Raw genomic sequence first — 26,784 nt, forward strand, 5'->3', positions numbered from 1 at the left:
TGAGAGCTTGCCACGTTCATTTGCAGGCATGCGACGGGCTCTGCTTATTTGATTTCGCATGTCCTAAAAGCTAAAAACCGGCGCCCGCTTTTGCGCGATATGTTCTAGTCGGCAAACAGAAGTGGACTATTGGCCAGGGTCTGTGCAGTTTCCATTGGCAGGCCAAAGACCTCGGCCAATTGGGTAGCGTTGATCTCGGCACTGTCTGACTGGCGTATCAGCCGGTAATTGGCAAAGCCGGCGTCGCGCAGGCGGTCGGCTTCGTAGATGATGTCATTGCGAATGGTCGGCAGCAGCCTCTTCAGCGCCTGTTGTGGCGTGTGTTTCCCCGCAAGGCCAACCCGGTGTGCATGGCCAATCAGATAGTCATCGGAAAAGTCGCATTCGATCTGCAGCGTGCGGGTGGTAGAGCGATCACTGTTGAAGTCATTCATCAGATCCAGCGCAGCCGGGTCCAGGCAAATGACCAGCCGGTTGGTGTCAAAATACTCAAACAGCATCCGCATCAAGGCGCGCCGATGCCGGGTGCGTTTGCCCAGAGAGGCCTGAATGCCGCCCAGATCCGGCAGCGGTGTTGCCTCTTCGTGGAACAGATAGTCAATGGCGGCAATATCGGTGTGTTGCCGCAGCTGGGCGATCAGTCGTTTGGCCACATGCCATTTTTTGCAGACCACGATGATCAGTTCGCGCTCGCGCCCGAGAGAGCTTTCTTTTTCCCAGAACCGGGTGGCAAAGCGGCGACCAATACGGCCGCGCTGTACCAGAAATTTATAGAGACTGCGTCCCTCGTTTGAGACCTGGAAATCAACGCCTTGGGCTGCATATAGCCGCCCAAGGCGCAGTTTCAGCTCTTTCGCGTCTGGGCTGATTTTACGGGCAAACAGAAAATCCTGGCTAAGCAGTAGATCGTAGTGATCATTGTAGAAATTCACCGGCATGCCGTAATCGGTAAACATCAAGAATGTCAGGGTGCGGCTGTCGATTTCAGCATTGGGAACCAGATGGCGCACCAGAGTCTGGAAAAAGGTCTCATCCGGGATCCAGGTGCGCTGGAAAAAGCGCACCACATCTTTTCGCTGCTTTACAAAGTCAACGATGGCCTCAACCGTGCGCCGCCGTAGGCACCACCATTGGCTGCCAATCTGCACCTGAATGTCGGCCGGTATTTGCCGCTGCAGCCCCAGCTTCTGTTGCAGATTGAGGCTGGCGTAGAATAGGGTCTTGTGTTTGCGTTCGTTCAGAAAATGGCGATAAATTAGCCGCTCTTCCTTCAGGCCGGTTTTGATCCAGTCGCTTTCAAAGAAATCAAAGCTCTCGACAAAGTCGCAGTCCCGTCGATCCAGAAAGCCATGGGCGTATTCTGCGGTTTTGATCGCCATGCAGTCGCCAGACAGCATGTAGAAATGGGTGGCCCGCGGAAAGCTGTCGAGGGCGCTGTATAGGGCGTTTAAGGTGGCCTGCACCAGCGACCATTCTCCCCAGCCGCATTTGACGCGGGTCTTGGCAAAACAGACGTTTGGGTTGCCTGACAGGGCCTTGCGAATGCTTGCATAGTCTTCCGCACTGGCACTACGGTCAAAATGGATGGACATGTAGTCGCCCACCGCGGTGAGCTGCTCTGCCTGCAGGATGACCGCCTCTGGATCCTTATGGCAGAGCAAAATATACGCAATTCTTGCCATTTTGGAGACGATGCACCCTGTAGTGAGTTGATTGTTCCCTTGATAAAGGGGCAAGCCCATTGAATAAACCAGATTATTTGAATTTTATCTGTAGATGTGAATTGTACAGGTTCCGCTGTACAAAAGGAGGAAGGCTATATGGGATACCCAGGCACCTGGATGACCGAGTCCGAGAGCGTCATTTACCGCGTGGTGCCAAAATGCGCCTGTTCGACCATTGGCCAGATTCTCTACTATTCGGATCATGGTGCGTTTTTTGACGGTGACATCCATGATGCGCAGAGCGGGCTGCACAAATGGGCGCTAGAGCACAGCAAGGACCCGATCAGCCGCAAGGTGCGAGACAATAGCGGTTATGCTTTCACCTGCGTGCGCAACCCCTATACCCGAGTGCTCAGCTCGTTTTTTGACAAGATCTGCGGCATTCAGCGCAACGGTAAACGCTATCGGGGCAATCTGGTGCCAAAGCTGACCTATGAATATGGCATTGAAGTCGGCGGCGCGGACGGCAAGCAAGAGTTCGACCAGATCAAGAGCTTCCGGCGGTTTTTGCTCTTTGTGCGTGACAGCATCCGGTTTCGCCGCCCGATGGACCCGGATATCCATTGGTCCGCGATGTCGGGCCATGTCTCGACCTATGTCGGCAATGGTGGGCGTTACAACAAGATCTTCTGGACCGAGGATTTCAACAGCGGCATGCAGGATGTACTGGACGCGATTGAAACGCCGCATAGGGTTGATCTGGCAAATATTCCCCGCTTCAACGAAAGCGAAGGCCATGGCCCCAAGCGGGCGCATCCGGTTGCGGATTATTTTGACGATCTATCGATGCACCTGATCTATGAGATCTATAAACGCGATTTCGATCTGTTCCGCTATGATTTTGAGAATCCGGGCAACAAGATGCCCATTGGGGAAATTGACCTCGACGAGATCCACGCCAAGCTCGCAGAATAGCAGGCGTCAAACAGGCGGTAAACAGGAAGGGGAGGCTCCCGCCCGTCCGGCGGGCATTGCAATGCCCTTGTTCCGTTGGGCCCGGCGCCACGCCAAGGCGTGGCGCAGTTGCGCCAGATGGTACGGTGCATCTTTTGTGCTTGTTTTGTGCCTGCCAAAACGTCCGGGTCAAGGGCGGCAAAGCCGCCGCGCGATAGCGCGGGTTACTCTTGAGGCGGTGGTTTTGTCTTATACTTGATAGGGCGCGTTTGGGGCACACCTGCACCTAAACCGCTTCTCAGCAGATCTTTCTATCATTGCTCTTGGGGGGCGGGCTGTTTTTTCTAGGTTGGGTGGCGGCAGGCCCCGCGCCGGGCAGAGCCCGGCGCGGGGCCCAAGGTCGCGGAGGGGTTTTGCCATCAGGCAAAAAGCCTACAGAGAGGGCGGGAGGGCTACGTTGCAATGGCTATAATCGGCTGCAAAAGCCCCCCCCTATATTCAACATGCAGAGGGGGGCGAATTTGCGGTGCTGTTAGCCGTCGTAGTCTTCCGGTAGCTCGCGCACTGCGCCTTTGGCGGCTGATGTGGCCAGCATGCCATAGGCTTTCAGCGCCTTGGAGACCTTGCGCTTGCGTGGTTTGGCAGGCTTCCAGCCGATTGCATCCTGTGCGGCGCGCCGGGTGGCCAGAACCTCATCCGAGACCGCCAGATGGATTGTGCGGTTGGGAATGTCGATCTCGATCTTGTCGCCCATTTCAACCAGCCCGATCGTGCCGCCTTCGGCCGCTTCAGGGGAGGCGTGACCAATGGATAGGCCAGAGGTCCCGCCGGAAAACCGCCCATCGGTCAGCAACGCGCAGTCTTTGCCCAGACCTTTGGATTTCAGGTAGGAGGTTGGATAGAGCATTTCCTGCATCCCCGGACCGCCGCGCGGGCCTTCATAGCGGATCACCACCACGTCGCCCGCCTTGACCTTGCCGGTCAGAATATCGCTGACAGCCTGATCCTGGCTTTCGCAGACATAGGCAGACCCGGTGAATTTCAGGATCGACGCATCTACACCAGCGGTTTTGACGATACAGCCATCCAGCGCGATATTGCCAAACAGAACCGCAAGACCACCATCCTGGCTAAAGGCGTGTTCCTTGCTGCGGATCACGCCGCCTTCGCGGTCGGTATCCACCTCTTTATAGCGGTTCTCGGTGGAAAACGCCTGGGTGGTGCGCACACCACCGGGGGCGGCTTTGAACAATTGTTCGGCCTCGGGGTTATTGGCGACCTTGATGTCCCATTTGGCAATCGCTTCCCCCATAGAGGCCGAATGCACGGTGCTGCAATCGTCGTGCAACAGGCCCGCGCGCGACAGTTCGCCGAGGATCGAAAAGATGCCGCCGGCCCGGTGCACGTCTTCCATATGGACGTTTTCGATATTGGGCGCCACTTTGCACAGACAGGGGACATTTCGGCTCAGCCTATCGATGTCATCCATGGTGAACTTGACCTCGCCCTCATGGGCAATCGCCAGCAGGTGCAGCACCGTATTGGTCGACCCACCCATGGCGATATCCAGGCTCATGGCGTTTTCAAAAGCCTCAAAGCGGGCGATTTCCCGTGGCAATAGGCCTGGCTCATTGCCTTCGTAGTGGCGTTTGGTTATCTCGACGATCTTGCGGCCTGCTTCTAGGAATAGATGCTTGCGGTCAGCGTGCGTCGCCAGGGTAGAACCATTGCCCGGTAGCGCCAGGCCCAGGGCTTCGGCCAGGCAGTTCATCGAATTGGCGGTGAACATGCCAGAGCAGGATCCGCAGGTTGGGCAGGCGTTTTCTTCGATATGCTGGACCTGCTCATCCGTCATGGTTTCGCTGGCGGCGGCAACCATGGCATCGACCAGGTCGATCTTTTTCATGTCGAGATCGGCGATGTCGATCTTGCCGGCCTCCATCGGGCCGCCAGAGACAAAGATTACCGGGATGTTCAGGCGCATGGCGGCCATCATCATCCCCGGCGTGATCTTGTCACAGTTGGAAATGCATACCATGGCATCGGCGCAGTGGGCGTTGACCATATATTCCACCGAATCCGCGATCACCTCGCGCGACGGCAGCGAATAGAGCATGCCATCATGCCCCATGGCGATGCCGTCATCCACCGCGATGGTGTTGAATTCCTTGGCGACACCGCCGGCCGATTCGACCTCGCGGGCGACCATCTGGCCCAGATCCTTCAGGTGCACGTGGCCGGGCACAAACTGGGTGAAAGAGTTGACGATGGCGATGATTGGCTTGCCAAAATCATCGTCCTGCATGCCGGTGGCACGCCACAATCCGCGGGCGCCGGCCATATTGCGGCCATGGGTAGAGGTTCTGGATCGGTACATTGGCATCTGGCTGTTTCCCTTTTCTTTGCCCTCAGACACACGATTTGCGCAACAAACGCAATATCAGCGGGCGTGTTTTGGTTCTTTTAGCCCGGCGCGGGGCGTCGGGGGTGTTTTGGTCGGCCTTATGCGCGGGTGGCGGCGTTTGGCTGGGCCGGGTCCGGTTTCAGTCAGTTGGCGCGGCCGGAAGCGGGGGCTGCGTGGCGGGCTGTGTGGTTGGCGGGGCCTGCTCGGGGCGGCGATGCAAAAGGCTGTTCGCCAGCAGCCCAAATAGCAGCGCCCAAAAGGCGGCGCCAATGCCCCAGAAGCTGATGCCAGAGACTGCGGTCATAAAGGTGATCAGCGCGGCCTCGCGTCCACCTGCGCCCTGCAGGGCCTGCGACAGGCTGTTGCCGATGGTCGACAGTAGGGCCAGCCCGGCAACCCCGGCGATCAGGGCTTTGGGCGCAATCAGGAACAGGCTGATCACTGTTGCGCCGCCCAGGCCTACCAGGCAGTAGAAGACACCCGCGCTGGCGCTGGCCAGATAACGGGTCCTCGGATCGTCGTCCGCCTCGGGGCCGGCACATATGGCGGCGGTGATGGCGGCAAAGTTGAAAGCAAAGCCGCCGAAAGGCGCCAGAATCAATGTGGCGATTCCGGTCACGGTCAGGCCAGCCGATACCGGCGGGGTGTAGCCGGCTGCGCGCAGGGTGACGACGCCAGGCATGTTCTGAGAGCACATCGTCACGATATAAAGCGGCAGCCCAACCCCAAGTATCACCGGCAGAGAGAAGCTGGGTGGCACCGCTTCGGGCATGTGCAGGCTGGTATCCAACTGGGCGAGATCGCCAAAACTCCCGGCAGCCGCTGCCCAAAGGGCACCAACCAGTAATACCCCCAGCATGGTGTAGCGGGCAAACCATAGCCGCCCGGCCAGAAAGGCCAGCCCCATGCTGGCCACCAGGGCGGTATCCTGATTGAGCGCCAGAAAGGCCGAGAGCCCAAAATTGAACAGAATCCCCGCCAAAAGCGCATTGGCGATGCTGTCCGGGATCAGCCGCGCCAGGCGTTCGAACCAGCCACTGATGCCTGTGAGGGTCAGCAGCAGCCCGCAGAACAGAAAGGCACCAACCGCCTGGCTGATGGAGACATCCTTGAGCCCGATCGCCAGCAGTGCCGCCCCGGGGGTGGACCAGGCGGTCAGCACGGGCATACGAAACCACAGCGACAGGATCAGGCTGGTCAGTCCCATGCCCATGCCCAGTGCCATCAGCCAGCTGTTGGCCTGGGCCTGACTCGCCCCCAGGCTTTCAATCGCTTGAAAGATGATGGCAACGGAACTGGTGTATCCTACCAGAACCGCAATCGCACCAGCCGCCAGATGCGAGAGCTTCAACTGTGAGAGCATTGGGGGGTTTCCTTCCGGGGGGAGCGCGGTAGAGTGGTGTGCGTTATAGCGCACGATGATTTTTGCCCAGGATAGGCTTTGTGCGCTATAACGCACAAGGGAAATTTTCAGCCGCTGTCTCTGGGGCGCGATGGAGCACGCAACATGACCGAGGATGCTATTGCGATTAACCTGCGCCAGATCCGCAGGCAGGCAGGGATAAGCCTGTCCAAAACGGCAGAGGCAACCGGTGTCAGCAAGGCAATGCTCGGCCAGATTGAGCGCGGCGAATCCAGTCCGACCATCGCTACGCTGTGGAAAATTGCCAAGGGCTTCCACCTGCCGCTTTCGGCTCTGATTGCCCCGATGCCAGAGCCGCAGAGGGTGCGCAGCGCAGGGTTTCAAACAGTGCAGTTTCCCGGAAGTATCGCGGTGAAGATTGTCTTTCCCTTTGATCCCAGTCTCGGCGCAGAAACCTTTCAGATCAGCCTGACCGCCGGGCAAAGCCATACCTCGCAGCCACATGAGGCGGGCGTCACAGAGGAAGTGTTTGTCCTGCAGGGCGAGATGGAGGTCCTGCGTGATGGCCAATGGGTTGCCTTGCAACAGGGAGAGGGGCTGCGCTTTCAGGCGGATCAGCCGCATGGCTACCGCGGTGGCGCATCGGGCGCGGTTTTCCTGAATATGCACCACTATCCCCACCATGTGGGCGGGCTTGCCCCTGCATAACAGCGTAACGGCGCCAGAACTCGTCGGGTGGCGGCAGAGTTGTCTTGCACCCGCCCGCGCCTGCGCTTACATCTGCCCATTATGGCCCAGACGAAATCAGACCCGAACTATAAAGTGATTGCCGAAAACCGCCGCGCGCGGTTTGATTACGCCATCGAGGATGACGTGGAGTGTGGCATCGTGCTTGAAGGTTCGGAAGTGAAGGCGCTGCGTGAAGGTGGCACCAATATCGCCGAAAGCTATGCGACGGTCGAAGATGGCGAGCTGTGGCTGGTGAATTCCTATGTACCGCCCTATTCCCAAGCCAAGATGTTCAAGCATGTCGAACGTCGCCGCCGCAAGCTGCTGGTTTCACGCAAGCAGTTGTCCGATATGTGGAACGCGACCCAGCGCAAGGGCATGACCCTGGTGCCCATCGTGATGTATTTCAATCATAAGGGCCGCGCCAAGATCAAGATCGGCATCGCCAAGGGTAAGAAGGCGCATGACAAGCGCGCCTCTGAGGCGAAGCGTGACTGGTCACGCCAGAAAAGCCGCCTGCTGAAGGATCACGGTTAATCCCCGACCAGCGCGCTGCCGCTGACTGTGGGGCTTTGGGCTTTGGTGCAGTGTCAAAAGGCGCTGAACAGATACGTCGTTTCTGAAACTTTCAAAGTTGAATGCTATCTCTGGCCGCCCAAATGCGGGGGAACGGGCCGTGCTCTGGGCTGGGACGTCGCCGGGGCGTGAAAAGGGCTTGTGTATTCTTAGTGTTTTTGTCAGATAAGGTGCGGCCCAGTCAGATTGATCCTGCGTGATCCCGCCCGGCCTGTCTCGTTTAGCCAAAATGTGCCACCCGGCCAGAGGATCCTGTCATGACACGCCCCCAGAGCATTGCCGCCGCGCCGCAATCACCAAAACAGCCGGACCAGCCCGCAGGACCGAACGACAGGCTGCCGCTGGTCTTTTGCGATCTGGACGATTTCGAACAGGGGCTGCTGCCCGTTCTGCGCCATTTCATGATCAGCCTGGCGGACCCCGAGCGCCAGACCTGGCAGTTCGCCTATCAGATTGCCGCGCAGCGCTGGGGGGAAAGCCTGGGCCTGCCCGTGGCGCAGGCGCTGCTGGCGCTGGTGCAGCAGACCAGGCAGGCGCGCCGTCACCGCTTTGAGTGCCTTGATCCGTTGGATCTTGAAGACCGCAGCTATATCAGCCGGGATGAGCAGGCCTTCTTGCAGATGCTGCATCATATGCGCCGGGACGAAACACCCCGGGCCCGCGCAGCTGTGGCCAATGTCACTGGCTGCACCATGGACCCGAATGTCATCCGCGCGGGCCTGTCCTTTGCCGACCGCTTTCCGGCCGGGGACATGGCCGCAAAAGACAGGCCCAGCCGTCCCAGCCTGCGGCTGGTACGCTAGGGGCGGGGGATCGAAGATTTGTCGCGATAGATTGTTGCGTTCCCGCTCGGCCTCTCTTGCGACTCCCATCGCTGGGTAGTACGCAGGGGCAAAGGCATGTGCGGGGAGGCTTTTATGCGCGACGATCCAAAAACCCTTGTATCCACCGAGTGGCTGGCAGCCCATTTGCAAGACCCGGACCTGCGGGTGCTGGATGGCTCATGGTATCTGCCGCAGGAAGAGCGCGACGCAAAGGCAGAATATGACGCGGCTCATATTCCCAATGCGCGCTTTTTTGACATTGATGATATCTCGGATCACCGATCAGAGCTGCCGCATATGGTGCCGCCAGTCGAAAAATTCATGTCCCGTTTGCGCGCCATGGGCGTGGGCGACGGGCATCAGGTGGTGGTCTATGATGGCGCCGGGCTGAAATCTGCTGCGCGAGTTTGGTGGCTGTTCCGTCTGATGGGCCAGGCCAATGTCGCGGTTCTGGATGGTGGTCTGCCAAAATGGGTGGCCGAGGGCCGCGAGACCGAAGATCTGCCCCCCGTTATTCGTGACCGGCACATGACGGTGCGGGTGCAAAACCATCTGGTGCGGGATGTGACGCAGGTCTCATCTGCCGCCAAGCTGGGCGATCACGAAATCATCGACGCCCGCGCCGCAGCGCGCTTTCGTGGCGATGTGCCCGAGCCTCGCGAAGGGTTGCGCGCCGGGCATATTCCGGGCTCTAAAAACACACCCTTCACGGATTTGCTCGCCCCTGATGCCACGATGAAAGCGCCGGAAGAGCTGCGCGCTGTTTTCACGGCGGCGGGCGTTGATCTGAATAAACCTGCCATTACCACCTGCGGGTCGGGCGTGACTGCCGCCGTCCTGAGCCTCGCCCTGGAGCGGATCGGCAAGACCGATCATGCGCTTTATGACGGCTCATGGTCGGAGTGGGGCGCGTTTCCCACCCTGCCCGTTGCAACCGGAGAGACCTGATGTTTGAGACCCTGAAGCCGCAGCCTGCGGATAAAATTCTCGCCCTGATGCAGATGTTTCGCGAAGATCCGCGCGACAACAAGATAGACCTTGGTGTTGGCGTCTACAAAAATGCCGAGGGCCAGACCCCGGTGATGCGGGCGATCAAAGCGGCAGAGCATAAGCTTTGGGAGGAGCAGACCAGCAAATCCTATGTCGCTCTGGCTGGCGATCCCGCCTATAGCGATGCGATGATCAAACTGATCCTCGGCGATGCTGTGGCGCGTGACACTGTCGCGGCAGCGGCGACGCCCGGTGGGACCGGCGCGGTGCGTCAGGCCTTTGAGATGATCAAGATGGCCAACCCATCAGCCAAGGTGCATGTCTCGGATCCGACCTGGCCTAACCATGTGTCGATCCTGAAATATGTGGGCATCGAAGCTGTCACCTATCGCTATTTCGATCGCGAAACCCGTAGCGTGAACTTTGATGGTATGATCGAAGATCTGAAACAGGCGGCTAAGGGTGATGTGATCCTGCTGCATGGTTGCTGTCACAACCCCACCGGTGCCAATCTGAATGCGACGCAGTGGCAAGCGGTGATCGCGCTGATGAATGAACGCGGCCTGATCCCGATGATCGACATTGCCTATCAGGGCTTTGGCGATGGTCTGGAAGAAGACGCACGCGGCGTGCGCATGGTGGCTGCGGGCTGCCCCGAGGTGCTGATCGCGGCAAGCTGTTCCAAGAACTTTGGCATCTACCGGGAACGTACCGGACTGCTGATGGCGCTGTCGCAAGACAAGGGCGCGCAGGCGCTGAACCAGGGCACCCTGGCGTTTTTGAACCGGCAGAACTACTCTTTCCCGCCGGATCATGGCGCGCGTCTGGTGACGATGATCCTGAACGATGAGGCCCTGCGCGCCGATTGGGCCGCCGAGCTGGAAGAGGTCCGCCTTGGCATGTTGGGGCTGCGGACCGATCTGGCCGCAGAACTGCAGCGCCTCTCCGGGTCTGACCGCTTTGGCTTTCTGGCGCAGCACCGCGGCATGTTCTCGCTCTTGGGGACGACCCCGGATCTGGTCGAGAAAATGCGCGTCGACAATGGCATCTACATGGTGGGCGACAGCCGGATGAATATTGCGGGGCTGAATTCCGCAACCATTCCGACGCTGGCCAAGGCCATCATCGACGCAGGCGTCTGAGCATAGGTCGGCACCGCCCGTGGCAGATCTGAAACTGCAGAGCGCGCCCTTTGGGGCGCGTTTTCTTTTGCCGCAGGGCCAATCCGCAGGCTGATCCCAGCAACCTACGCACCAAAAAACGCGGCCCCGAAGGACCGCGTTTCCAGTGTTTAGGATCAGGGGGGCCGGATCAGCCGACCTTGAACTCTGGGTAGGCTTCCATGCCCAGCTCTGCCATGTCGAGACCGTTGATCTCATCTTCTTCGCTGACGCGGATGCCCATGGTGGACTTCAGGACCAGCCAGACAATACCCGAGACAATGAAGGTGAAGGCACCGATGGCAACAAAGCCGGTGATCTGGGTGATGAACGAAGTGTCCGCAGTATAGAAGGGAACCGCAAAAGTGCCCCAGAGACCGGCAACCAGGTGCACCGGAATGGCACCAACAACGTCATCGATCTGCAGCTTGTCCAGCAGTGGCACAACAAAGACTACGATCAGACCACCCACGGCCCCAATCCACAGAGCGCCAAACAGGGTTGGGTCAAGCGGACCGGCTGTGATGGAAACCAGACCGGCCAGCGCGCCGTTCAGCGTCATGGTGAGGTCGGGCTTTTTGAACATCACCTGAGTCAGGATCAGGGCGGTGACGGCACCAGAGGCGGCAGCCATATTGGTGTTGGCAAAGATGCGAGAGATATCGGTGATATCGCCCACGGTGCCCATCGCCAGTTGCGAACCGCCGTTAAAGCCGAACCAACCGAGCCACAGGATAAAGGTACCCAGGGTTGCCAGCGCCAGATTGGAACCCGGCATGGGCACAACCTTGCCGCCTTTGTATTTGCCAATACGGGGGCCAAGGATCAGGGCGCCGGCCAGGGCTGCAAAGCCGCCTGCTGCATGTACCAGGGTCGAGCCTGCAAAGTCAGAGAATCCCATTTCGGACAGGAACCCGCCGCCCCACTGCCAGGAGGCCTCGATAGGGTAGATAACGCCGGTCAGGATGGCGACAAAGATCAGGAAGGGCCAAAGCTTGATGCGTTCCGCCAAGGTGCCGGACACGATCGACGCGGTGGTGGCGCAGAACATCAGCTGGAAAAAGAAGTCGGACCCAACAGAGGCGTAGTCCAGCGAGGCATCCGCAGCCGCCAGGCCAACGGGTTCCAGCGAAGTCGGAGCAAAGGCACCCAGCAGACCGGGGATCGTCCAGCCGTCGCCAGGGTACATCAGGTTAAAGCCGATCAGCCAGTACATGATGGCCGCGATTGAAAACAGTGCGATGTTCTTGGTCAGCTGCATCGTGACGTTCTTGGACCGCACCAGGCCTGCTTCGAGCATGGCAAAACCAGCGGCCATCCAGAACACCATAAAGCCACCAATCAGGAACAGCAGCGTGGTAAAGATATAGGGCGTGATATCCGCAGGGGCCGCAGCGGCGGCCTCCTCTGCCAGGGCCAGGCCCGGCAGTGTCGTCAGCGTAAGGGCCGACAAGGAAAGGGGTAGTTTACGCATCAGTAGTCCTCCAAATGCGGCGCTTAAAGCGCGTCTTGATTGGTTTCGCCGGTACGCACCCGCATGGCCTGCGCAACATCGAGAACAAAGATCTTGCCGTCACCGATCTTGCCGGTGCGGGCAGTGCTGGCGATGGTTTCAACCACCTGATCGGCGAGGCTGGCAGGTACCACGATTTCCAACTTCAGCTTGGGTACAAAGTTCACTTCGTACTCGGCACCGCGATAGATTTCGGTATGGCCTGCCTGGGCACCAAAGCCCTTGACTTCGGACACCATCAACCCCGAGACGCCGATGCCTGTCAGGGCTTCTCGGACGTCCTCCAGTTTGAAGGGTTTGATGGCAGCTATGATCATTTTCATTTCGACATCCTTTCTGGAGGGCGCCTGTCTCCTGGGGTGATCGTGTCATCCAGGGCCAAAGGCGGGCACCCGCATCATTGCCAATGCAGCAAAGCCAAGGGGCCGCATTGGGGGAACCGAAGGGACGCTGTGGTATCGCTCCATCCGCCGTCGAGGCTAAAAAAAGAGCGGATTATTGCCCGTTCGCCTGCAATTTGAGCAGTCGGCGAAGGCAAATTCCCCGCAAACCCCCTCTCTACAATGCGCTGCGAAGCGGGTAGAGTGGTTAAAACGGGCAAACCGGGCAGGATTTTCAAGATGGCGCAAGGAACAGGGCGTAGGCCACTGGTGGCAGAGAAACGCTATGCAAAGAACGGCTCCAAGGGGGCTGCCAGGCGACCTGTGGCCAAGTCTGGCGGCGGGCTTTGGGCGCGGATTTTTGGAAAACCAAAGCCGCGCGCGCGGCCAAAGCCCGGCTCCAAACCCGGCTCAGCCACCAGAAGAGGCGGGCCACGCAGGCCTGTGCGCAGTCGGAAGCCCCGTGGTCTGATTGGAACCTTGCTGGCGCCGTTTCGCTGGATCTTGCGCCTGGTCTGGGGCTTTGCCTGGCGGGTTGGGATGGTTGTCATCACGCTGGTTGCCCTGGCGGTGGGCTACCAGACCTCGCAGTTGCCCGCTGTGGCGGATCTGCTGGATGGGCGCGCGCGTGGCTCTGTCACTTTGCTGGACAATACCGGCGAGGTCTTTGCCTGGCGCGGCGATCAATTTGGTGGCGTGGTGACCGTGCAGACGGTTTCGCCCTATCTGAAGAACGCCATCGTCGCCACCGAGGACAAGCGGTTTTACCGCCACTTTGGCATCTCGCCACGTGGTGTGGCCTCGGCGGTGCGCATCAACCTCAGCGAAGGGCGCGGGCCGCTCTCGGGGCATGGTGGGTCTACCATCACCCAGCAGACGGCGAAACTGCTCTGTCTGGGGCGGGTCTATGATCCGGACGACTGGGAGAACGAGGCCGCCTATGAGAATGACTGCCGCCAGGGGTCGCTGTGGCGCAAAGCAACCGAGGCAGTCTACGCCCTGGCGATGGAAGTTAAGTACAGCAAGGATGAGATCCTCTCTATCTATATGAACCGTGCCTATATGGGCGGTGGTGCCTATGGGGCCGAGGCTGCGGCGCAGCGCTATTTTGGAAAATCTGCCAACCAGCTGAGTGCCGCCGAAGGCGCCATGCTGGCTGGGTTGTTGACCGCGCCGTCCTCTCTGGCACCGACCAATAATCTGCAGCGTTCGCAGGATCGTGCCGCAACGGTGCTGCGTCTGATGGAGGAACAGGGCTATCTGACCACCGCCGAGGCCCGCGCTGGACAACAGGCCCCGGCAGAGCTGAGCGAGGCCGCCGAGGCCCGCGCGGGTGGCTATTTTGCCGATTGGATCATGGATAGTGTGCCTAATTACTTTGGGGCTCAGACAACCGAAGATGTGGTGATCCGTACCACCATCGATCAGCGGCTGCAAACCGCCGCAGAACAGGCGATGAAACACGTCTTTGAAAACAAGGTGCGAGAAGGCTCCAAGGCGCAGGCCGCCATTGTGGTGATGAGCGCAGATGGTGCGGTGCGGGCCATGGTTGGCGGGCGCAGAACCCGTGTGTCCGGCGTGTTCAACCGGGCGACACAGGCCAAGCGGCAGACCGGATCGGCCTTCAAGCCCTTTGTCTATGCCACCGCGCTGGAGCTGGGCTATTCGCCGCTGGATGTGTTGCTGGATGCAGAATACTGCATGACGGTGCCTGGCTCGGGTGAATGGTGCCCGAAGAACTATACCCGAAAATACTACGGCGAAGTGACCCTGGCGCGGGCGCTGCGGGATTCACTGAACATCCCGGCGGTCAAGCTGTCAGAGGCAGTCGGTCGTGACCGCGTGCGCCGTGTCGCGACGGATTTTGGTATCGACAATGACATGGCCGCAGGCCCGGCGCTGGCGCTTGGGGCCTCGGAAAGCACCCTGCTGGAAATGACGGGGGCCTATGCGGGCATTCTCAATGGTGGATCTTCGGTGACACCTTATGGCGTCGCAGAGCTGCGCCTGGTGACAGATGACGTGCCCTTGATGGGCCGTAGTGGCGGCATGGGCGAGAGGGTGATCCGTACCGAGGCAGCGAAACAACTGGTCTGGATGATGGAGAAGGTCATTGCCGAAGGCACCGGTCGCCGCGCCCAGATCCCCGGTTGGCAGGCGGCTGGAAAATCCGGCACCACCCAGGCGGCGCGGGATGCCTGGTTCATCGGTTTTACCGCCGATTATGTGGCTGGCGTCTGGATGGGCTATGATGACAACACTCCCTTGAGGGGCGTGACCGGCGGCGGCCTGCCGGCGGAGATCTGGCAAGAAACCATGGTGCGGGTGCATGAGGGGCTGACCCCGACGCCACTGCCGATGCTGGCACCAGCGCCGATTGCGCCACCGGTCGAAACGACGCCGCGGCGGCGCAACCAGATTCAACCCGGACGAGAACTGGGTCGAGCAGTGGACGGTCTGCTGCGGGATATCTTTGGCCGCAACTAGCCCTGGCGGCAGATCCGGAAAAACAAAAGGCCCCCTCGGGGAGCCTTTATCGATGTGGTGCCAGTCTGATGGGGCCACAGGGTGCATAGGGGCCGTGGGCGATTAGCTCTGGCGCTTCAGTTCCGCAATCATCGCATCGATATCGCCTTTGTTGCTGTCCAGAATGGCACCAATCTCGGTGCGTTCCGTCAGCAGCAGGTTCACCCCTTCGATATACATATTAAAGAAGAGATCCTTGCCAGAGCGATCAGAGACCAGGAAGGTCACCTCAAACGGGGCCTGGCCCTGCAGCCGTGCAATGGTGCTGACTTCGTACCATTTCTTGACCCGCTTGACGTCTTTTACTTCCAGGCTGCCGCCGATGAATTCGCGGAAGCGCTTACCGTATTTGCGCGAGATATAGCCCTGGAACGCCTTGGAGAAGGCGCGCTTTTGCCCGGAAGAGGCACGGCGCGCATCCACCCCAAGCGCATAGGCGGCAATATAGGAGGTATCGCTGAACTTTTTGAAAATGCGCTCAAAGTCGCGGAACATGGCATTTTCGGATTTGCCGGATGCGATTACTGTGTTGATGTCGGTGACCAGGCTGTTGATCAGATTGCTGGCGCCGGCTTCATTCAGCGCCCAGAGCGGGGCGGCTGGAACAAGGGCGGCACTGGCCGTCAGGCCGGTCAGAAAACTACGGCGGTGCATCATTTAAAATCCTTCGGTATCTAGTTCAAAGGGGTCGATCTCACTGATCTCTGCGGTTTCGCCCAGCTGGAAGCGGCGGTTCTGTAGGTACAGCAGACGCGCCTGGGCATAGCTGTCAGCGCTTTCGTAAAGAATCGAATCCACAGTATCTGAATATGTGCCACGGTCGCCCATGCGACGCACTATCTCTGCATAGATCGAGATGTTATCGGCGGGATTGTTCCGAGCATAGCCCATGGGATTGGTGAAAAAATCGACCAGAATGCCGGTTGCATCCCGCGCGGTCGAGGGGCCGTACATAGGCAGCTCGACATAGGCACCTTCACCCACGCCCCAAACCGCCAGTGTCTCGCCAAAATCTGTATCGACCTCTGGCATGCCAAAATCAGAGGCGGGGTTGGCAAGACCAAGGAAGCCAATCGTGGTGTTCATGGCAAAGCGCGCTAGGGCCTGACCGGCCATCTTCGGGTTGCCCTGCAGCAGGGCATTGACCGCCTGCCCCGGCATAGACAGGTTTTCAGCGAAATAGGAAAAGCTGTTGACCATCGGCGGTGGCACGATGGCAACATAGCCCTTAGAGGCGGGGCGGAAGGCAAAGCGGTCAATCGCAAGGTTCAGGCTGTGGACTGACCTGTTGGTGCGCTCATAGGGGTCAAAGATTTCTCCCGACGCTTTTGCTTCAGGGCTTTGGGTGGCGCAACCTGCCGTTGACAAGACCAATGCAATAAGAGCAAAGACATAGCGCGTTTTGACTAAAATTCGCATTCGAGTAGAGATCCACTTGGAGCGTAGTTGATAAATGTACGAGCCGTCTATTTAGAGAATAATTCCCGGGTTCCCAATTCGACAGCAATTTGTTTGTACGTTTGTGGCAGATACGGAACAGGTTTCGGGGTAAATGTCGGTGCCCAGTGGTCTAATGCGTCGCAGGGCAATTGAACAGGTAGTGCACAGGCAAGATGGCAAATAAAGTTTTCCAGCCGGGTTATGACGAGCTCATCTCTTGCCGTCGCCGCAGTCGCAGCCTGTATTGGGCCGTTGGGGTTTTCAGCTTTTTTGTGAATCTGCTGATGCTTACCGGTCCGCTCTATATGATGCAGGTTTATGACCGGGTCCTGGGTAGTGGCTCAGAGGCAACCTTGGTGGCGCTGTCGCTGTTGGTTTTGTTTCTCTACGGAATGATGGGCCTGCTGGACTACGTCCGTGGTCGGGTGTTGGCGCGAATCGGTGCGCGGTTTCAGGCGCAACTGGATCGGCGTGTCTTTGATGCCATGGTGCGCCGCTCGGCGGTGGCGCAGGATCCGGTTGCCCAGACGGGGACCGCCGATCTAGAGGCGGTCCAGCGTTTCATGTCCTCGCCGGTTTTGGGGGCCGCCTTTGATCTGCCCTGGACGCCATTCTTTTTGGCGGGCATTGCCCTGTTCCACCCATGGCTTGGGATGTTGGCCCTGGGCGGCGGGGCGGTTCTGGTCGCGGTTGCCTTGCTCAACCAGTTGTTCAGCCGGGCGCCGCTGCAACAGGCGGCGCTGTCGTCGCACCGGGCTAACCTGTCCTCCGAGGAAATCCGCAGTGCAGCAGAGATGATCCAATCCATGGGGATGCGCGGGGCGGCATTTCAGCGCTGGCAAAAGATCCGTAGAGAGGCGCTGAAGGATTCCTTGGTGGCCAATGATACCGGCGGGGGATTTACCACCCTGACCAAAACGCTGCGCCTGTTCCTGCAGTCGGCGATGCTGGGGCTCGGTGCCTATCTGGCGCTGCAGGGCGAGGTCTCGCCCGGGGCGATGATTGCCGGCTCTGTCCTGATGGGGCGGGCGCTGGCCCCTATAGAGTTGGGACTTGGTCAATGGGCCATGGTTCAACGGGCGATCAAGGGCTGGCATGCGCTGGCCGAGCTGCTGACCAAAGTCCCGGTAGAGGCGGCGCGAACCGAACTGCCCCGGCCCCGCGCGCATCTAGAGGTGAAGGCCTTGGCGGTGGTGCCCCCTGGTGACAGTCGCGCCCAGCTGCGCAATATCAGCTTTCAAGTGCAGCCGGGCCAGGCGGTTGGCGTCATCGGGCCGTCTGGTTGTGGTAAATCCACATTGGCCAAGGCGCTGACCGGGACCTGGCGTCCGGCAGCGGGGACCATCCGGCTGGATGGCGCGGCGCTGGATCAATATGAGCCGGATGTTCTGGGGCGTCATTTTGGCTATTTGCCGCAACGGGTGCAGCTGTTTGAGGGCACCATTGCCCAGAACATTGCCCGCCTTGCCGATGCGCCAGATGCTGAAAAGGTGGTCGCCGCGGCCAAGAAGGCCGCCGCCCATGATATGATCGTCAACTTGCCCGAAGGCTATGATACCCGGGTCTCGGCCGGGGGGGGGCGGCTGTCTGGCGGGCAGATGCAGCGGGTGGCATTGGCGCGCGCGCTTTATGATGCGCCGGTGATTGTGATCCTGGATGAACCAAATTCCAATCTCGACAATGAAGGTTCCATTGCGCTGAACCAAGCGATCAAATCGCTGAAGGCGGCGGGGCAGTCGGTGCTTATCATGGCGCATCGTCCGGCGGCGATCCAGGAATGTGACATGCTGCTTGTGATCGACAAGGGCAGCCAGGCTGCCTTTGGTCCGAAAGACAAGGTTCTGCAGGATATGGTGGCGAACCACCAAACCATCCGCAAGGCCTCTGGTGCGGGAGGGGTACGATGAGCCATGACGCCGCACAAACCGATGCCGAATGGTCGGCCCGCCGCCCGCTTTGGCTGGGAGTCTGGGCGCTTCTGATCCTGCTGGGCGGCTTTGGCTCCTGGGCGGTGATGTCCTCGATTGCCGGGGCGGTTGTTGCCTCGGGGCGGATCGAAGTCGATCAAAACCGCCAGGTGGTGCAGCATCTGGATGGCGGTATCGTTGCCGAAATCCTGGTGGAGGAAGGCGATAGTGTTGCGCGCGGCGAGATGCTCTTGCGGCTGGACGCCAAAGAGCTGCGCTCGCAATTGGCCATCACCGAGGGTCAGCTGTTTGAGATGATGGCGCGCCGCGGGCGCCTGGAAGCCGAGCGCGACGGCGCTGCCGAGATCAGCTTTGCCGCAGAACTGCTGGCGCTGGCGCAGGCGCGCCCGGAGGTGGCGGATCTGGTCGAGGGCCAGCGCCGCCTGTTTGTGGCGCGCGGCGAATCCATTGCGCGTGAGATCGAACAGCTGGACAAGCGCAGTGCGCAGACGCGGGATCAGATCACCGGGGTCAAGGCGCAGCAGGACTCGATGGAGTTGCAGCTAGAGCTGATCGCCGAAGAACTGAAAAATCAGGTGACCCTGCTGGAACGTGGATTGGCCCAGGCGGGAACAGTGCTGAACCTGCGCCGCACCCAAGCGGACCTGAGCGGTCGTTTGGGGGAACTTATCGCCACCGAAGCCCAGGCCTTGGGGCGCATCACCGAAACCGAGATTGAGATCCTGAAACTGGGCTCTGCCCGGCGCGAAGAGGCCATTACCCAGCTGCGCGACCTGCGCTATCAAGAACTGGAACTGGCCGAGAACCGCCAGACCCTGCTGGAACGACTGAACCGGCTGGATATCACCGCGCCGGTCTCGGGGATTATCTATGATATGCAGGTGCATACGCCGCGCTCGGTTCTTCGGGCGGCGGATCCGGTGCTCTTTCTGGTACCGCAGGACCGGCCACTGGTGATTGCTGCGCAGGTGGCACCCACCGATATCGACCAGATCTATGTTGGCCAGGATGTAACCCTGCGGTTTTCGGCTCTGGACCAGCGCAATACGCCGGATCTGTTTGGCACGGTGACGCAGGTTTCGGCGGATTCTTTTGAGGACGAAGGCACGCGGGTGTCCTATTATCGGGCCGAGATTGAACTGAACCCCGGTGAGGTACATCGCCTGCCAGCCGGTGCCGTACTGATCCCAGGCATGCCGGTTGAAAGCTACATTCGCACCCAGGATCGATCACCGATGGCCTATCTGGTGAAGCCGCTGGCCGACTATTTTGTCAAAGCCTTCCGCGAAGACTGAAGTCAAGCGCAAGGCGGCTTGTTGCGTTTTTGCTCTTTTCGGCGGCGCCCAAGGGCGCTAGCGTCGCCGCGAAACATGGGCGTTGAAGGAGCGTGGCAATGAGCATCGAAGCGAAACTGAAAGATCTGGGCGTTACCCTGCCAGAGGCTCCGGCTCCGGCGGCCAATTACGTGCCCTATGTCGTTGCTGGCGACATGGTCTATGTCTCGGGTCAGATTTCGTCTGACGAAAACGGGCTGATCACCGGCACCCTGGGCGCTGACATGGATGTGGCAGCGGGGCAGGTGGCGGCCAAGCGCTGTGCCATTTCCCTTCTGGCGCAGTTGAAAGCCGCCTGTGGTGGTGATCTCGACCGTCTGGTGCAGGTTGTGAAACTGGGGGCTTTTGTCAATTCCACTGCCGATTTCACCCAGCAGCCGCAGGTGGTGAACGGGGCCTCTGATTTTCTTGTGGCAGCGCTTGGTGATGCCGGGCGCCATGCGCGTGCAGCGGTGAGTGCGCCATCGTTGCCGATGGGTGTCGCTGTTGAAATTGATGCGGTGTTCCAGATCAAATGAGGCCAGAGCTGCCTGCCGCGTTCCTGACCTTGCCTGTCGCGCATCGGGCGCTGCACGATCTGCGGCATGGCCGTCCGGAAAACAGCCGCGCGGCCATTCGGGCTGCGATGGCGGCGGGCTATGCCATTGAAATTGATCTGCAGGCCGCCAGTGATGGCTGCCCGATGGTATTTCACGATGACCTGCTGGATCGGGTGACACCGGCCCAGGGCCGGGTGCGCGACCACAGCCAGGCTGAGCTGGAGGCGATCCCTCTGAGCGGCGGCAATGGCGAAACCATTCCCACCCTGCAAGAGGTGCTGGACCTGGTTGCAGGGCAGGTGCCCTTGCTGATCGAGATCAAGGATCAGGATGGCCAGCTTGGTGCAAACACCGGTGCGTTGGAAGCGGCCACGGCCCGCGCCCTGGCCGGTTATGCCGGGCCAGTGGCAGTGATGTCCTTTAATCCGCATGCCGTTGCGGCGCTGGCCAAATATGCGCCCGACATCCCCCGTGGTCTGGTGACCAGCGCCTATGACCCCAAAGACTGGGAGGGCCTGGCTTTGGACGTCTGCAATCGCCTGCGCGAGATCCCCGACTTTGACAGCAGCCAGGCCTGTTTCATCAGCCATGAGATCGGCGATCTGTCACGCGAACGGGTGCAGGCGCTGCGCGCCGCCGGAATTCCGGTTCTGGCCTGGACGCTGAAATCGCTCGAGGCAGAGGCCGAGGCACGCAAATGGGTCGATAATGTCACCTTCGAGCAATATCTTTCGCCGCTGTCGGGTTGATCCGCCCCAGACACTGACCAAATAAGAGCAGGGCAGGGAGAGCAGATGGATCAAGAACCGGTTGAAATTCACGTACTTGCCTCGTTGTCGCAGATCGCACCAGAGGCATGGGATGCCTGCGCTTGCCCCGAAAGCGCGGGCGGGCAGCGTGCTGTTGATCCCTTTACCACCTATCGGTTTCTTGCCGCGCTAGAGAAAAGCGGCTCTGTCGGGGCAGGTACAGGCTGGCAGCCACAATATCTGACCGCCTATATTGATGGCCAACTGATCGCCTGCGCGCCGCTTTATGCCAAATCCCACAGCCAGGGCGAATATATCTTTGATCACAACTGGGCCCATGCCTACGAGCAGGCCGGTGGGCGATACTACCCCAAGCTGCAGATTGCGGTGCCCTTTACCCCCGCCACCGGGCGGCGACTGCTGGTGCGCCCCGGTTTTGAGCGGATTGGCCAATCGGCGCTGGTGCGGGGGGCGGTGCAACTGGCGCGCGACAATCAGTTGTCCTCGTTGCATTTGACCTTCTGCACCGAAGCAGAGGCCGAGGCGGGCGCGCAAATGGGGCTGCTGCGGCGCACCAGCCAGCAGTTTCACTGGGTCAATGACGGCTACCCCGATTTTGACGGGTTTCTGGCGGCGCTGTCATCGCGCAAACGCAAGATGATCCGCAAGGAACGGGCCCAGGCGCAGGGCTTTGGTGGCTCCATCTGCAGCTATACTGGCGATCAGATCCGGCCTGAACACTGGGATGCCTTCTGGGCGTTTTATCAAGACACCGGCAGCCGAAAATGGGGTGCGCCCTATCTGACCCGGGATTTCTTTTCGATCCTGCAGGACACCATGGTGGATGACATGCATCTGATCCTGGCCGAGCGGGAGGGCGCGTTTGTTGCCGGGGCGCTAAATTTTATCGGTCGCGATGCGCTTTTTGGCCGATACTGGGGCTGTTTGGAACATCACCCCTGCCTGCATTTTGAAATGTGTTACTATCAAGCGATCGAGTTTGCCATCGCGCAGCGGTTGCAGCGGGTCGAAGCTGGGGCGCAGGGGGACCACAAACTGGCGCGCGGCTATCTGCCGGTTGAAACCCATAGCCTACACTGGCTGGGGGATCCCGGTTTTGCCGAAGCCGTCAGTCGCTATCTCGATGCGGAACGCGATGCCATTGCTGAAGAAATCGAGGTACTGACCAGCTATGGCCCGTTTCGGCGCGCCAATGTGGAGGAACAGGAATGAACGAGAAACTATCAGACGCCACCCGAGGGCCTTTGCTGGACCCATTGTTTCAAAGCGGATGGGAGATGGTCGAGGGCCGCGATGCCATCACCAAGACCTTTGAATTTGGCAGTTTTGTCGAGGCCTTTGGCTGGATGACCCGTGCGGCCCTTTGGGCCGAAAAATGGAACCATCACCCAGAGTGGAGCAACATCTACAATCGGGTGGTGGTGGTGCTGACCACCCATGATGTCGGCGGTATCTCGGCACAGGATGCCAAACTGGCGCGCAAGTTGGAAAGCCTGGCCTGAGGGGCCGCCCCCGGTGCCATGGGCTGCGCAGGGGAGGTATTCCTTGCGCAGCCAAGAAGCGGGTTTTAGCCCATTGCGGCCAGCAGGCCTTCACCAGCCGAGAGTTCGCACTGGCCAGGGTTTTCTTCCATGTTCAGCAGGCTGACCACGCCGTCTTCGACCAGCATGGCATAGCGCAGCGAGCGGCCGATCAACCCGGCAGGGGGCGCATAAAACCGCATGCCGATGGCATCGGTGAAGCTGCTTTCGGCATCTGCCAGCATGGTAATCCCTGCAGCGGTGGCGCCGGTGGCTTCGCCCCAGGCTTGCATCACAAAGGGATCATTGGCCGAGATGCAGATGATCTCGTCGACACCCTTGGCCGTGAACTGATCCTTGGTGCGGATAAAGCTGGGCACATGGGCTGAATGGCAGGTGGGGGTAAAGGCTCCAGGCACCGCAAAGATTGCAACTTTCCGTCCCTTGACCTTGTCGGTGATCTTTACTTGTTCCGGGCCTTCGGCGCCCATCTGGGTCAGCGTGGCGTCGGGCAGTTTCTCTCCAGCAGAAATCATTGCGGCTTTCCTCTGTCGTGGCGATTGCGTTTTGGTTCTTGGCCCCTGTAGGGTCACCGCGACAAGAGACCAGAATATGCGCGAAAGGCAAAGGGTGAAATGAGCCATATCGTTGTAATCGGAGCCGGGCAGGCCGGATCATCCCTGGTGGCAAAGCTGCGCAAGGATGGGTTTGACGGTGATATCACGCTGATTGGTGCCGAAACTGCCCTGCCTTATCAGCGGCCACCCCTGTCCAAGGCCTATCTGCTGGGCGATCTGGCGCTAGAGCGGCTGTTTCTGCGCCCTGAGAGTTTTTATACCGATCACAACATCACACTGCGCCTGGGGTGTCGGGTGACGGCAATTGATCCTGCTGCCAAAACCGTTTCCATCGGGGATGAGGTGATTGCCTATGATCAGCTGGCCCTGACCACGGGCTCCGACCCACGGCATCTGCCTGCCGCGATTGGCGGCGACCTTAGCGGTGTCTTTGTGGTGCGCAGCTTGGCGGATGTGGATGCAATGGCGCCGCATGTGGTTGCCGGTAAGCGGGCGCTGATCGTCGGTGGTGGCTATATCGGGCTAGAGGCGGCGGCGGTCTGCGCCAAACGCGGCGTTAAGGTCACTCTGGTAGAGATGGCCGAGCGGATCCTGCAACGAGTCGCCGCGCCGGAAACATCCGACTATTTTCGCGCCCTGCATGGGGACCACGGCGTCGATATTCTGGAAGGTGTCGGGCTGCAGCGGTTGCACGGGGCGGCGGGCAAGGTCAGCCGGGCGGAGCTGAGCAACGGTTCTGTGCTGGATGTTGATTTTGTCGTTGTTGGTGCAGGCATTACGCCGGGGACACAACTGGCCGAGATGGCCGGGCTGACGCTGGAGAACGGCATCAAGACCGATGCGCAGGGGCGGACCTCTGATCCGGCGATCTGGTCGGCGGGCGATTGCGCCTCTTTCCCCTATAAGGGGGGGCGCATCCGGTTGGAAAGTGTGCCCAATGCCATTGATCAGGCCGAAGTGGTGGCGCAAAACATGATGGGTGCTGTCAAAGACTATGTTGCGACGCCCTGGTTCTGGTCTGATCAATATGACGTCAAACTGCAGATTGCCGGGTTGAACACTGGCTATGATTCTGTGGTGACGCGGGCTGGTGAGGGGCACACAACCTCATTCTGGTATTACCGGGGCGATCAGTTGGTTGCGGTGGATGCGATGAATGATCCACGCGCCTATATGGTTGGCAAACGGTTGATAGACATGGGAAAAACCGCTGACAAAGCGGTGGTGGCTGATCCTGCGGCAGACTTGAAACCGCTACTGAAAGCATGAGGATCATCGCAGGTAATTTCCGCGGGCGCGCCCTGACTGCGCTGGGCAAGGGGGATGCGGGCGCGCATCTGCGCCCCACAACCGACCGGGTGCGCGAAAGCCTGTTCAACGTGCTGGCGCATCAGGTCGATTTCGCGGGTATGCGGGTGCTGGATCTCTTTGCCGGCACCGGCGCGCTGGGGCTAGAGGCCCTGTCGCGTGGTGCGGAAAATGTCACCTTCGTTGACGATGGCCGTGTGTCACAGGGGCTGATCCGCAAAAACATCGACCTGTGCCGCGCCGCTGATCACTGCACCTTGATCAGCCGCAATGCGCTGAAGCTGGGGGCAAACAGTGAGGCGCCCTTTGATGTGGTGTTTCTGGATCCTCCCTATGGCAAGGCTCTGGGGGAAAAAGCCCTCGCGGCCGCTGAGGCCGGGGGCTGGATTGCTGGGGACGCCCTGATTATCTGGGAAGAGAACGCGCCGATGCCTGCACCAGACGGTTATGTGCTGCGTGATGTCCGCAAATATGGCGACAGCCATATCACCTTGATGTTGCGTGCTGTTTCAGAATGAAACAGGGGCGGCAGGATTGTGCCCGGGCGGGATTTGCATCCTTGCTTTGATCTGGGCAGGGTGCGGGGGCTTTGCAACAGGATACCGCGCCATGCCAGTGACATTTCCAACGCCAAAACTGATTATCTTTGATTGCGACGGCGTCTTGGTCGATAGCGAGCGGGTCTCTAACCAGGCATTGATCGACAATCTTGCACGGCACGGGCTGCATCTGACGCTAGAGCGATCGTTGGAATTGTTTGTCGGTGGCACCATGCTGGGGGTGATGCAGCAGGCCATCGCCTTGGGGGCTGATTTGCACGCGGACTGGGTGGATGAAATATATCGCGAAACCTATGCGGCCTTGGAAACAGGTGTGGTGCTGATGCCGGGTGTGACGGATCTGCTGGCCCGGCTGGAGGAGCGGCGCATCCTGATCTGCGTGGCGTCCAATGGCAGCGAGGACAAGATGCGCATTACCCTGGGGCAGAACGGGCTGTGGGAACGGTTTCATCCCGGCGCGATGTTCTCGGCGCATTCCTTGGGCGTGTCCAAGCCCGATCCGGGGCTGTTTTTGGCGGCGGCCAGCCATTTTGGTGTCCAGGCACGAGACTGCCTGGTGGTTGAGGATAGCGCCACCGGTGTCTTGGCGGCAGCGCGCGCCGGGATGCGCTGTCTGGGCTTTGCTCCAGACGGTGACGGCCAAGCCCTTGCAGCGCTGGGGGGCGAGATCTTTACCGAAATGGCACAGGTTCCCACGCTGATCGGCCTGTGATCCGGCGGTACCCGCAAACAGCAAAGCCCCAACCACAACGGTCGGGGCTTTGCTATGGGTCGCACCGAGTGGTGTGTCAGCCGTAGGTCGGGTGAAACTTGCCGCCGGGCGACAGGGTGAAGATGTCATAGCCATCTGCGGTCACGCCGATGGAATGTTCAAACTGGGCGGTCAGCGATTTGTCGCGGGTGACGGCTGTCCATTCATCGGCCAGGATCTTGGTTTCCGGGCGGCCCAGATTGATCATGGGTTCGATGGTGAAGAACATGCCCTCTTCCAGTTTCGGGCCAGTGCCGGGGCGGCCATAGTGCAGGACGTTGGGCGGCGCATGAAAGACCTGTCCCAGGCCATGACCGCAGAAATCGCGTACCACGCTCATGCGCTGGCTTTCGGCGTAGGACTGGATGGCATGGCCAATATCGCCAAAGGTGTTGCCGGGTTTAACCGCCTCGATCCCCTTCATCAGGCTGTCATGGGTGACCTGGATCAGGCGCTCGGCCTTGCGCGACAGCTTGCCTGCCACAAACATCCGCGAGGTATCGCCAAACCAGCCATCGACAATTACCGTGACATCAATGTTGAGGATATCTCCGTCTTTCAGCTTTTTGTCGCTTGGGATGCCGTGGCAGACCACGTGGTTTACCGAGATGCAGCTGGCGTGCTGATAGCCCTTGTAACCGATGGTGGCCGATTTGGCGCCGGCCTCTTCTACCATATTGGTGATGATGCGGTCGATTTCCCCGGTGGTCTGACCGGGCACAACATACACGGCGATGTCATCAAGGATCTGCGCGGCCAGCTTTCCTGCCACATGCATGCCGGCAAAATCGGCCTCTTGGTAAATGCGAATGCCGTCTTTGGTGGTGCGGCCGTCTTTTGATCTCATCAAGCTGGGCTCCGTAGGCTCGTGTTTTGCAGGGCTATGTAAGCGGATTTGGTGAAAAGAACCAGAGGGCGCGCGGCAAAACCGAGATCTGCGACCAAATCCTGAAGCCAGTTTGAAAGAAGCCTC

At 59.7% G+C, this 26,784-nt stretch carries 25 protein-coding genes; 16 read left to right on the plus strand and 9 right to left on the minus strand.

Annotated elements, in window-relative coordinates; all coding sequences use genetic code 11:
• Positions 1-104: 104 nt before the first annotated feature.
• The gene (locus tag LRK71_RS09155; RefSeq protein WP_232402816.1) at positions 105-1,682 is read right to left on the minus strand and encodes a DUF5928 domain-containing protein; all 1,578 of its coding nucleotides are present in this window, start codon (positions 1,680-1,682) and stop codon (positions 105-107) included.
• Positions 1,683-1,820: 138 nt separating this feature from the next.
• Between LRK71_RS09155 and LRK71_RS09160 the strand changes: the two genes are divergently transcribed.
• Positions 1,821-2,639, plus strand: a complete 819-nt coding sequence (locus LRK71_RS09160) for a sulfotransferase family protein (protein WP_232402818.1) — start codon at positions 1,821-1,823, stop codon at positions 2,637-2,639.
• A 511-nt stretch (positions 2,640-3,150) separates the two neighbouring features.
• On the opposite strand, the gene ilvD is transcribed toward LRK71_RS09160, so the two are convergent.
• Together ilvD and LRK71_RS09170 are read right to left on the minus strand one after the other, a co-directional pair.
• On the minus strand, positions 3,151-5,001 hold the full coding sequence (gene ilvD / locus LRK71_RS09165) for a dihydroxy-acid dehydratase (protein WP_232402820.1): 1,851 nt from the start codon (positions 4,999-5,001) through the stop codon (positions 3,151-3,153).
• Positions 5,002-5,161: 160 nt separating this feature from the next.
• Positions 5,162-6,385, minus strand: a complete 1,224-nt coding sequence (locus LRK71_RS09170) for a benzoate/H(+) symporter BenE family transporter (protein ID WP_232402822.1) — start codon at positions 6,383-6,385, stop codon at positions 5,162-5,164.
• A 144-nt stretch (positions 6,386-6,529) separates the two neighbouring features.
• On the opposite strand from LRK71_RS09170, the gene LRK71_RS09175 reads away from it, so the two are divergent.
• From LRK71_RS09175 to LRK71_RS09195, 5 genes are all read left to right on the plus strand, one after another.
• Positions 6,530-7,093, plus strand: coding sequence for a helix-turn-helix domain-containing protein (locus LRK71_RS09175; RefSeq protein WP_232402824.1), 564 nt, complete (start codon positions 6,530-6,532; stop codon positions 7,091-7,093).
• 81 nt (positions 7,094-7,174) lie between these two features.
• On the plus strand, positions 7,175-7,651 hold the full coding sequence (smpB, locus tag LRK71_RS09180; protein WP_232402826.1) for an SsrA-binding protein SmpB: 477 nt from the start codon (positions 7,175-7,177) through the stop codon (positions 7,649-7,651).
• 296 nt (positions 7,652-7,947) lie between these two features.
• The gene (locus LRK71_RS09185; RefSeq protein WP_232402828.1) at positions 7,948-8,493 is read left to right on the plus strand and encodes a hypothetical protein; all 546 of its coding nucleotides are present in this window, start codon (positions 7,948-7,950) and stop codon (positions 8,491-8,493) included.
• Positions 8,494-8,607: 114 nt separating this feature from the next.
• Positions 8,608-9,462 (plus strand): 3-mercaptopyruvate sulfurtransferase, encoded by an 855-nt coding sequence (sseA, locus tag LRK71_RS09190; protein WP_232402831.1) that lies wholly within the window; start codon positions 8,608-8,610, stop codon positions 9,460-9,462.
• Positions 9,462-10,646, plus strand: coding sequence for an amino acid aminotransferase (locus LRK71_RS09195; RefSeq protein WP_232402832.1), 1,185 nt, complete (start codon positions 9,462-9,464; stop codon positions 10,644-10,646). Before sseA ends, LRK71_RS09195 begins: the two co-directional genes overlap by 1 nt.
• A 169-nt stretch (positions 10,647-10,815) precedes the next feature.
• Here LRK71_RS09195 and LRK71_RS09200 read toward each other — a convergent pair whose 3' ends face one another.
• On the minus strand, positions 10,816-12,138 hold the full coding sequence (locus LRK71_RS09200; RefSeq protein WP_232402833.1) for an ammonium transporter: 1,323 nt from the start codon (positions 12,136-12,138) through the stop codon (positions 10,816-10,818).
• A gap of 23 nt (positions 12,139-12,161) precedes the next feature.
• Positions 12,162-12,500 carry a P-II family nitrogen regulator gene (locus LRK71_RS09205; RefSeq protein ID WP_232402834.1) on the minus strand — a complete coding sequence of 113 codons (339 nt, stop codon included), beginning with the start codon at positions 12,498-12,500 and terminating at the stop codon, positions 12,162-12,164.
• A 297-nt stretch (positions 12,501-12,797) separates the two neighbouring features.
• Here LRK71_RS09205 and LRK71_RS09210 point away from each other — a divergent pair, with 297 nt between their 5' ends.
• Positions 12,798-15,044, plus strand: coding sequence for a transglycosylase domain-containing protein (locus LRK71_RS09210; protein ID WP_232402835.1), 2,247 nt, complete (start codon positions 12,798-12,800; stop codon positions 15,042-15,044).
• Between the two features lie 102 nt (positions 15,045-15,146).
• Here LRK71_RS09210 and LRK71_RS09215 read toward each other — a convergent pair whose 3' ends face one another.
• Both LRK71_RS09215 and LRK71_RS09220 read right to left on the minus strand, forming a co-directional pair.
• On the minus strand, positions 15,147-15,737 hold the full coding sequence (locus LRK71_RS09215) for an MlaC/ttg2D family ABC transporter substrate-binding protein (RefSeq protein WP_232403417.1): 591 nt from the start codon (positions 15,735-15,737) through the stop codon (positions 15,147-15,149).
• Between the two features lie 3 nt (positions 15,738-15,740).
• Complete coding sequence (locus LRK71_RS09220) at positions 15,741-16,502, minus strand: MlaA family lipoprotein (RefSeq protein ID WP_232402836.1); 762 nt, start codon at positions 16,500-16,502, stop codon at positions 15,741-15,743.
• A 194-nt stretch (positions 16,503-16,696) separates the two neighbouring features.
• On the opposite strand from LRK71_RS09220, the gene LRK71_RS09225 reads away from it, so the two are divergent.
• The 6 genes from LRK71_RS09225 to LRK71_RS09250 all read left to right on the plus strand — a co-directional run bounded on the left by LRK71_RS09225 (position 16,697) and on the right by LRK71_RS09250 (position 22,596).
• Complete coding sequence (locus LRK71_RS09225; protein WP_232402837.1) at positions 16,697-18,430, plus strand: type I secretion system permease/ATPase; 1,734 nt, start codon at positions 16,697-16,699, stop codon at positions 18,428-18,430.
• Entirely contained in the window at positions 18,427-19,746 is a 1,320-nt protein-coding gene (locus LRK71_RS09230; RefSeq protein ID WP_232402838.1) for an HlyD family type I secretion periplasmic adaptor subunit, read from the plus strand. Before LRK71_RS09225 ends, LRK71_RS09230 begins: the two co-directional genes overlap by 4 nt.
• 98 nt (positions 19,747-19,844) lie before the next feature.
• Positions 19,845-20,303: a RidA family protein gene (locus LRK71_RS09235; protein WP_232402839.1), complete on the plus strand. Its 459-nt coding sequence runs from the start codon at positions 19,845-19,847 to the stop codon at positions 20,301-20,303.
• Positions 20,300-21,073, plus strand: coding sequence for a glycerophosphodiester phosphodiesterase family protein (locus tag LRK71_RS09240; RefSeq protein ID WP_232402840.1), 774 nt, complete (start codon positions 20,300-20,302; stop codon positions 21,071-21,073). Before LRK71_RS09235 ends, LRK71_RS09240 begins: the two co-directional genes overlap by 4 nt.
• A 45-nt stretch (positions 21,074-21,118) precedes the next feature.
• Complete coding sequence (locus tag LRK71_RS09245; RefSeq protein ID WP_232402841.1) at positions 21,119-22,306, plus strand: GNAT family N-acetyltransferase; 1,188 nt, start codon at positions 21,119-21,121, stop codon at positions 22,304-22,306.
• Positions 22,303-22,596: a 4a-hydroxytetrahydrobiopterin dehydratase gene (locus tag LRK71_RS09250; protein WP_232402843.1), complete on the plus strand. Its 294-nt coding sequence runs from the start codon at positions 22,303-22,305 to the stop codon at positions 22,594-22,596. Before LRK71_RS09245 ends, LRK71_RS09250 begins: the two co-directional genes overlap by 4 nt.
• 65 nt (positions 22,597-22,661) lie before the next feature.
• On the opposite strand, the gene LRK71_RS09255 is transcribed toward LRK71_RS09250, so the two are convergent.
• Positions 22,662-23,150, minus strand: coding sequence for a peroxiredoxin (locus LRK71_RS09255; protein ID WP_232402845.1), 489 nt, complete (start codon positions 23,148-23,150; stop codon positions 22,662-22,664).
• Positions 23,151-23,249: 99 nt separating this feature from the next.
• On the opposite strand from LRK71_RS09255, the gene LRK71_RS09260 reads away from it, so the two are divergent.
• From LRK71_RS09260 to LRK71_RS09270, 3 genes are all read left to right on the plus strand, one after another.
• Positions 23,250-24,461 carry an NAD(P)/FAD-dependent oxidoreductase gene (locus LRK71_RS09260; RefSeq protein WP_232402846.1) on the plus strand — a complete coding sequence of 404 codons (1,212 nt, stop codon included), beginning with the start codon at positions 23,250-23,252 and terminating at the stop codon, positions 24,459-24,461.
• Positions 24,458-25,018, plus strand: coding sequence for a 16S rRNA (guanine(966)-N(2))-methyltransferase RsmD (gene rsmD, locus LRK71_RS09265; protein ID WP_232402847.1), 561 nt, complete (start codon positions 24,458-24,460; stop codon positions 25,016-25,018). Before LRK71_RS09260 ends, rsmD begins: the two co-directional genes overlap by 4 nt.
• Before the next feature lie 91 nt (positions 25,019-25,109).
• Positions 25,110-25,772, plus strand: coding sequence for an HAD family hydrolase (locus LRK71_RS09270; RefSeq protein WP_232402848.1), 663 nt, complete (start codon positions 25,110-25,112; stop codon positions 25,770-25,772).
• 76 nt (positions 25,773-25,848) lie between these two features.
• Here LRK71_RS09270 and map read toward each other — a convergent pair whose 3' ends face one another.
• Positions 25,849-26,658, minus strand: coding sequence for a type I methionyl aminopeptidase (gene map, locus LRK71_RS09275; RefSeq protein ID WP_232402849.1), 810 nt, complete (start codon positions 26,656-26,658; stop codon positions 25,849-25,851).
• Positions 26,659-26,784: the final 126 nt, after the last annotated feature.

This window comes from Pseudophaeobacter flagellatus, from assembly GCF_021228235.1.
Taxonomy (GTDB): Bacteria; Pseudomonadota; Alphaproteobacteria; order Rhodobacterales; family Rhodobacteraceae; genus Pseudophaeobacter; species Pseudophaeobacter flagellatus.